General features: G+C 72.6%; 6 protein-coding genes. 3 read left to right on the top strand and 3 right to left on the bottom strand.

Annotation, left to right across the window (positions count from 1 at the left end; genetic code table 11):
* On the bottom strand, positions 1-2033 hold a 2033-nt coding region (gene ligA, locus VFN12_RS09645; protein ID WP_325118439.1), incomplete at its 3' end, for an NAD-dependent DNA ligase LigA.
* Positions 2034-2117: 84 nt separating this feature from the next.
* On the opposite strand from ligA, the gene VFN12_RS09640 reads away from it, so the two are divergent.
* The 3 genes from VFN12_RS09640 (at position 2118) to VFN12_RS09630 (ending at position 5096) form a co-directional block, all read left to right on the top strand.
* Positions 2118-2744, top strand: a complete 627-nt coding sequence (locus VFN12_RS09640; RefSeq protein ID WP_325118438.1) for an alpha/beta hydrolase — start codon at positions 2118-2120, stop codon at positions 2742-2744.
* A gap of 98 nt (positions 2745-2842) precedes the next feature.
* Entirely contained in the window at positions 2843-3463 is a 621-nt protein-coding gene (locus VFN12_RS09635; RefSeq protein ID WP_325118437.1) for a TetR/AcrR family transcriptional regulator, read from the top strand.
* Positions 3456-5096, top strand: a complete 1641-nt coding sequence (locus VFN12_RS09630) for an MFS transporter (protein WP_325118436.1) — start codon at positions 3456-3458, stop codon at positions 5094-5096. Before VFN12_RS09635 ends, VFN12_RS09630 begins: the two co-directional genes overlap by 8 nt.
* A gap of 34 nt (positions 5097-5130) precedes the next feature.
* On the opposite strand, the gene VFN12_RS09625 is transcribed toward VFN12_RS09630, so the two are convergent.
* Together VFN12_RS09625 and VFN12_RS09620 are read right to left on the bottom strand one after the other, a co-directional pair.
* On the bottom strand, positions 5131-6123 hold the full coding sequence (locus tag VFN12_RS09625; protein ID WP_325118435.1) for a methionine synthase: 993 nt from the start codon (positions 6121-6123) through the stop codon (positions 5131-5133).
* On the bottom strand, positions 6120-6272 hold a 153-nt coding region (locus VFN12_RS09620; RefSeq protein WP_325118440.1), incomplete at its 5' end, for an aminomethyltransferase beta-barrel domain-containing protein. The genes VFN12_RS09620 and VFN12_RS09625, both read right to left, overlap by 4 nt.

Raw genomic sequence — 6272 nt, 5'->3', positions numbered from 1 at the left:
GCGTTCTCGCCGACCACGACGTAGTCGGTCTTCTTCGACACCGAGCCCGAGGCCTTGCCTCCGCGGACCACGATCGCCTCCTTGACCGAGTCGCGGCTGTAGTTGTCGAGCGAGCCGGTGACCACGATCGTGAGCCCCTCGAGGGTGCGCGCGACGGACTCGTCGCGCTCGTCCTCCATGGTGACGCCGGCCGCGGCCCACTTGTCCACGATGGCGTTGTGCCAGTCGGCGCCCTCGCCGTCGAACCAGGCGCGCACGGACGCGGCGATGGTCGGACCCACCCCCTCGGTGTCGGCCAGCCGCTCCTCCGTCGCCTCGCGCACGGCCTGCATCGAGCCGAGGTGGGTGGCCAGCGCCCGCGCCGCCGTCGGGCCGACGTGGCGGATCGAGAGCGCGACGATCACCCGCCACAGCGGGACGCTCTTGGCGCGGTCGAGGTTGTCGAGGAGACGGCGCCCGTTGGCCGAGAGCTCTCTGGCCCCCGGTTCCTGAGGAGGCGCGCCATCGCCGTCTCGACGGGCGGCCTTCTTGGCGGCGCGGGTGAACAGCTCGGTCTGGAGCAGGGCGGCCTCGTCGAGCCCGAAGACGTCGCCCTCGTCGGTGATCACCCCTGCCTGGAGCAGCGCGTGGGCGGCCTCGGAGCCGAGGCCCTCGATGTCGAAGGCACCGCGTCCGGCGACGTGGAAGACGCGGTCGAGCAGCTGCGCGGGGCATTCGCGGTGGTTGGGGCAGCGCAGGTCCTTGTCGCCCTCCTTCTCCTGGGCGAGGGTCGTGCCGCAGGACGGACACTCGGTCGGCATCACCCACTCCTGCAGCCCCTCGGGCCGTAGCGGCAGCACCGGACCGACGATCTCGGGGATCACGTCGCCGGCCTTGCGGAGTACGACGGTGTCGCCTGGCCGCACGTCCTTGCGCTTGACCTCGTGGGCGTTGTGGAGCGTGGCCCGCTCCACCGTGGAACCAGCCACCCGGGTCGGCTCCATGACGCCGAAGGGGGTGACCCGACCGGTGCGGCCGGTGTTGACCTCGATCGAGAGGAGCTTGGCGTTGACCTCCTCGGGCGGGTACTTGAAGGCGATCGCCCACCGGGGCGCGCGGCTGGTGGAACCCAGCCTGCGCTGCAGGGAGACGTCGTCGACCTTGATGACCACCCCGTCGATCTCGTAGGGCACCAGGGAGTGCCGGTGCTCGCCGGCGTTGTGGATGAACCCCTCGACGTCCTGGAGCGTGGGCAGCACCCTCACCTGGTCGGACGTGGGGAGCCCCCAGGCGGCCAGGGCGTCGTAGGCGTGGGACTGGGCCCTGGGCTGGAAGCCCTTCCGCTCGCCGATGCCGTGGCACACCATGCCGAGCGCGCGGGTCGCGGTCACCCTGGGGTCCTTCTGGCGCAGCGACCCGGCGGCAGCGTTGCGCGGGTTGGCGAAGACCGGCTTGCCGGCCTCGGTCATCGCCACGTTGAGCCGCTCGAACGCCTCGACGGGGAGGAACACCTCCCCGCGCACCTCGATCAGCTCCGGGACCGGGAACTCGTCGGAGCCCGCCAGCCGGTGGGGCACCGCGTCGATGGTCTTCACGTTGGGCGTGACGTCCTCGCCGGTGCGCCCGTCCCCCCGGGTCAGCGCCCGGACCAGTCGACCCTGCTCGTAGAGCAGGTTGATCGCCAGGCCGTCGACCTTCAGCTCGCACAGCAGGTCGGGCTCGGTCACCCCGTCGCGTCCCAGGCGGGCGTACCACGACTCGAGCTCGTCGTAGGTGAAGGCGTTGTCGAGGCTCTCCATCCTGCGGAGGTGGTCGACCGCGGTGAACTCCGTCGAGACCGCCCCGCCGACCTTCTGGGTCGGCGAGTCGGGGGTGCGCAGCTCGGGGAACTCGTCCTCGAGCGCCTCCAGCGCCCGGAGCCGCTGGTCGAAGTCGGCGTCGGAGAGGGTGGGGTCGTCGAGGACGTAGTAGCGCCAGCGGGCGTCCTCGATCTGCTCGCTCAGCTCCCGGTGCCGGTCGCGCGCCTCGGCCGGGGCCGCCTGGGGTGCATCCATGGGTCACATCTTGCCCGGTCGCACCGACGTCACCGACGACCCATCTGGCAACCTGAGGGCTCCGAACAACCGACCATGCCAGCCGTGGAGACGAGCGTGACCCAACCGTCGCTGTCGCGGTCCGACGCCCCGGAACCGCGCGCGGTGATCCTGATGCTGCACGGTGGCAAGGATCGCTCCCAGCAGGTCGTCGACGACCGCAGCGCTTCCTGGCGGCGGTGCCGGTCGATGCAGCGGACGATCTCCCCGGGTGCGCACGCAGCGGGCGTGAGCACCTGGCTGCTCCGCTACCGGCGCCGAGGCTGGAACGGTGGCCAGGGGCCGGTGGAGGACGCCCGCTGGGCCCTCTCGGAGGTACGCCGCGAGCTCGGCGACCTGCCCGTCGTCCTGCTGGGCCACTCCATGGGCGCCCGGACGTCGGTCCACGCCGCCGCGCACGACTCGGTCGTGGGCGTCGTCGGGCTGGCCCCCTGGCTGCCACCCGGGGAGCGGGTCGCCGGTCTGGCCGGCCGGCACCTGCTGGCCGCGCACGGACGCCGCGACCGGATCACGTCGTACCGTGCGACCGCGGCGTTCGTCGAGCGCGCCCGCGCCGTGGCCTCCTCGGCAGAGCTGCACGACATGGGCCCCGTCGGTCACTACATGCTCCGGCGCGTGCCCGCGTGGAACGACGTCGCCCTCTCGGGCGCCCTGGGCATGCTGCCCGCCTGAGCCCGGCAGAAAAGTTCCATTCGGCGGGAATGCCGCCACCTCCTACGCTGTTCGATGAAACGAAACCGTTCCGTTCCATCAGCCGCGAAGGGCCGCCCATGACCCACACCGAAGCGCACGCCCACCGGCCGCGCATCGAGGGTGACCGCGAGCGCGAGATCCTGGAGGCGACGCTCGAGGTGCTCGCCGACGTCGGCTACGACCGCCTCACCATGGACGCCGTCGCCACCCGCGCCCGAGCCTCCAAGGCGACGCTCTACCGCCGCTGGAACACCAAGGTCGGCCTGGTCATCGACGCACTGCTCGTCGAGAAGCCGGCGCCACCCGCACCCGACACCGGCAGCCTGCGGGGAGACCTAGTCGAGGCGTTCTGCGGTGTCGGTGGCCTCGTGGAGGCCAGGTCGGTGGGCATCCTCTCCAGCGTGCTGACCGCCCTGACCCGGGACGAGGAGTTCGCCGCCGAGTTCCGCAGCAGGGTCCTCGGACCCAAGATCGCGCTGTCCCGGCTCGTCTACGAGCGGGCCAGGGCGCGCGGAGAGGTCCGCCAGGACCTCGACGTGGAGCTCTTCGGACCCGCCCTCGCCGGCATCTGCCTGCACCGCTTCTACGTGCTCGGCGAGCCCCCGACCCGGGAGCTCGTCGCTCGCGTCATCGACCAGATCATCGTCCCCGCCGCGACCGCGAGCGGATCACCAACGACGGAGGAAAAGCATGTCTGACAAGACACCGGCCCCGGCCGACCTGGCCGGGGTGGAGGGAGCATCCGGAGGCAAGCAGCTCCACCTCGGGTGGGCGCTGGTGCTCATCTCGGTGGCCCAGCTGATGGTGGTGCTGGACGGCACCATCACCAACATCGCGCTCCCCTACATCGGCCGCGACCTCGACATCGCCCAGGCGAACCTGTCGTGGATCGTCACCGGCTACGCGCTCGCCTTCGGTGGTCTGCTGCTGCTGGGCGGGCGCCTGGGTGACCTCTACGGTCGCCGGCGCGTCTTCGCCGCCGGGCTCACCATCTTCGCCATCGCCTCCCTCATCGGCGGTCTGGCCCAGAGCGAGGCCATGCTGCTCGCGTCACGGTCGCTCCAGGGCCTCGGCGCCGCGCTCGCCTCCCCCGCTGCCCTGGCGCTGATCACCACCACGTTCCCGGCCGGCCGCCAGCGCAACCGTGCCTTCGCGGTCTACGCCGCGATGTCCGGCGCCGGCGCCGCGGTCGGCCTGATCCTGGGCGGCTGGCTGACCGGGCTCGACAGCGTGTTCGGCATCGAGATGAGCGGCTGGCGGCTGACGTTCCTGATCAACGTCCCCATCGGCATCGGCGCGGCCCTGCTGGCCCGCCGCTTCCTCAACGAGTCCGAGTCCCACCCGGGCGAGATGGACATCCCCGGCGCGCTGACCGGCACGTTCGGCCTCCTCGGCATCGTCTACGGCCTGACCCGGGCCGGCGACGCGCGCTACGGGTTCGACGACCCCTGGACGATCGCCAGCCTGGCCGCGGGTGCGCTCCTGCTGGCCCTGTTCGCGTTCCTCGAGTCCCGCGCCGAGCACCCGCTGATGCCGTTGCACATCTTCAAGAACCGCACCCGCGCGGCGAGCTTCGCCGCGATGATGCTCGGTCCGGCGGCGATGTTCGCGATGTTCTACTTCCTCAGCCTGTTCGTGCAGCAGATCATGGGCTACAGCCCGCTCAAGGCCGGCTTCGCCTTCCTCCCGTTCTCGGCCGGCATCGTGATCGGGGCGGGCCTGGCGTCCAACCTGGCCAGCCGGATCGACCCGCGCTTCCTGGCCGGCACCGGCACGCTCCTGGCGTCGTTCTCGCTGTTCATGTTCTCGCGGCTCTCGATCGACGACTCGCCCTCCGCGGTCCTCGGCGCGCTGGCCGGGCAGGGGACCGCCGGGTCCTCCGTGAGCTATGCGACCGACCTGCTGCCGTGGATCGTGGTGATGTCGATCGGGATGGGCCTGACCTTCGTGCCGCTCACCTTGACGGCGGTGCACCACATCAAGGCCCACGACTCCGGCATCGGCTCGGGCGTCCTCAACACCATGCAGCAGGTCGGCGGTGCCCTCGGGCTCGCCACGCTGAGCACGGTGTCGCTGCACTACATCAACGAGCGGGTCGCCCTGATCGGGCCCGAGCTCACGCAGGCGTCGGGGGTCGACCCGGGCACCGAGCAGGGCGCGAGCTTCCTCGAGGCGGCGTTCTTCCAGGCGACGTTCACCGAGGGCGCGACCCACGCGTTCCTGATCGCGTCGCTGATGATGCTGGCCGCCTCGCTCGTCGTCTGGATCTTCCTCGACGTCAGGCACGAGGAGCTGGCCACCGACGGTCCCGAGGCCGCCGCGATCGTCTGACCACCCGCTGACCCGCCCGAAAGTTTCGGGCGGGTCAGCGCAGTCGGGCCGCGGCGCCGCGGAGGGTGGCGAGGGCCTGGCGCGCCCACGCAGGGGAGGCCCCGGCCAGTCCGCAGCTCGGGCTGATCACCAGCCGGTCGCCGACCCCCTCGGGAGCCAGCCCGACCATGTCGAGCCAGCGCAGCACCCGCTCGGCGACGGGCCCCTCCTCCGGCGCCGTGGCCGGGTCGAGGGCGGGGACCACCCCCAGCACCACGGTGTCACCGGCCTCGAGCGCCTCGGCCAGGGCGTCGTGGTCGGCAGCCGACGTCAGGCCCAGGTCCACGGACAGGCCCCGGGCCCCCGCGCCGCGGAGCAGCCCGAGAGGCGTGTCCGTGGAGCAGGAGTGCGCCCAGGGCTCCGCGCCTGCGGCCGCGATGGCATCGAAGACCCACCCGAGGACGGTCGAGGCCTCGGGAGGTTCGACGCTCCGGTGCCGGTGGAAGCCCGAGGCAGTCGGGACGCTGCCGGAGAGCACGGCGGCCAGAGCCGGCTCGTCGACCTGCACCACCAGCCGGTCCACCCCCCGCAGCCGGCGACGCAGGTCGGCGACGTGGGTCCCGAGACCCTCGGCGAGGGCCTGGGCCAGCTCGCGGCGCGCGCCGCGGTCGCTGAGGAGCCTGTCGCCGCGTGGCTTCTCGACCGTCGCCGCCAGCGTCCAGGGCCCCGCCACCTGGACCTTGAACGTGCCCTGGAGTCCCTGGGCCTGCTCCTCGAGCCGGTCGAGGTCCTGGGCCAGCAGGCTCCGGGCCCGGCGCTGGTCGACCCCGGGGGCGTCGGTGAGCCGCCAGCCCGCGGGCTGCAGGTCGGCGCCGAGCTCGCTGACGACTGCGAGGGCCCGCCCCGTCATGGTGGCCGGCGCGCCCCGGCCGGGCATCTCGGGCAGGTGGGGCAGGTCCGGCAGCTCGCCGAGCACGGTCCGCACGGCCTCGACGTACGCCGCGTCGTCATCGCCGGGCACGGACCCGACGCCGGTCGCGACCGTCACCGCCGCCCGGTCCCCTGCGGGGCGTCGGCCCGGTGCGTGGCGCTGATCGTCGCCGAGCCCACCACGCGGGTGCCGTCGTAGACCACCGCGGCCTGGCCGGGGGCGATGCCCTCGGCGGGCTCGAGCAGCTCGATGTCGACCTCGTCCTC

It is taken from the genome of Nocardioides sp., from assembly GCF_035703625.1.
Taxonomy (GTDB): domain Bacteria; phylum Actinomycetota; class Actinomycetes; order Propionibacteriales; family Nocardioidaceae; genus Nocardioides.
Note: the sequence above shows the minus strand (reverse complement) of the source record. Positions and strands in the feature narration are given on the sequence as shown.

What these genes read in the sequence shown, in the direction of transcription:
- VFN12_RS09635 (WP_325118437.1), top strand. Translation starts at nt 2,843, where the DNA reads ATGACCCACACCGAAGCGCACGCCCACCGGCCGCGCATCGAGGGTGAC.
- VFN12_RS09630 (WP_325118436.1), top strand. Translation starts at nt 3,456, where the DNA reads ATGTCTGACAAGACACCGGCCCCGGCCGACCTGGCCGGGGTGGAGGGA.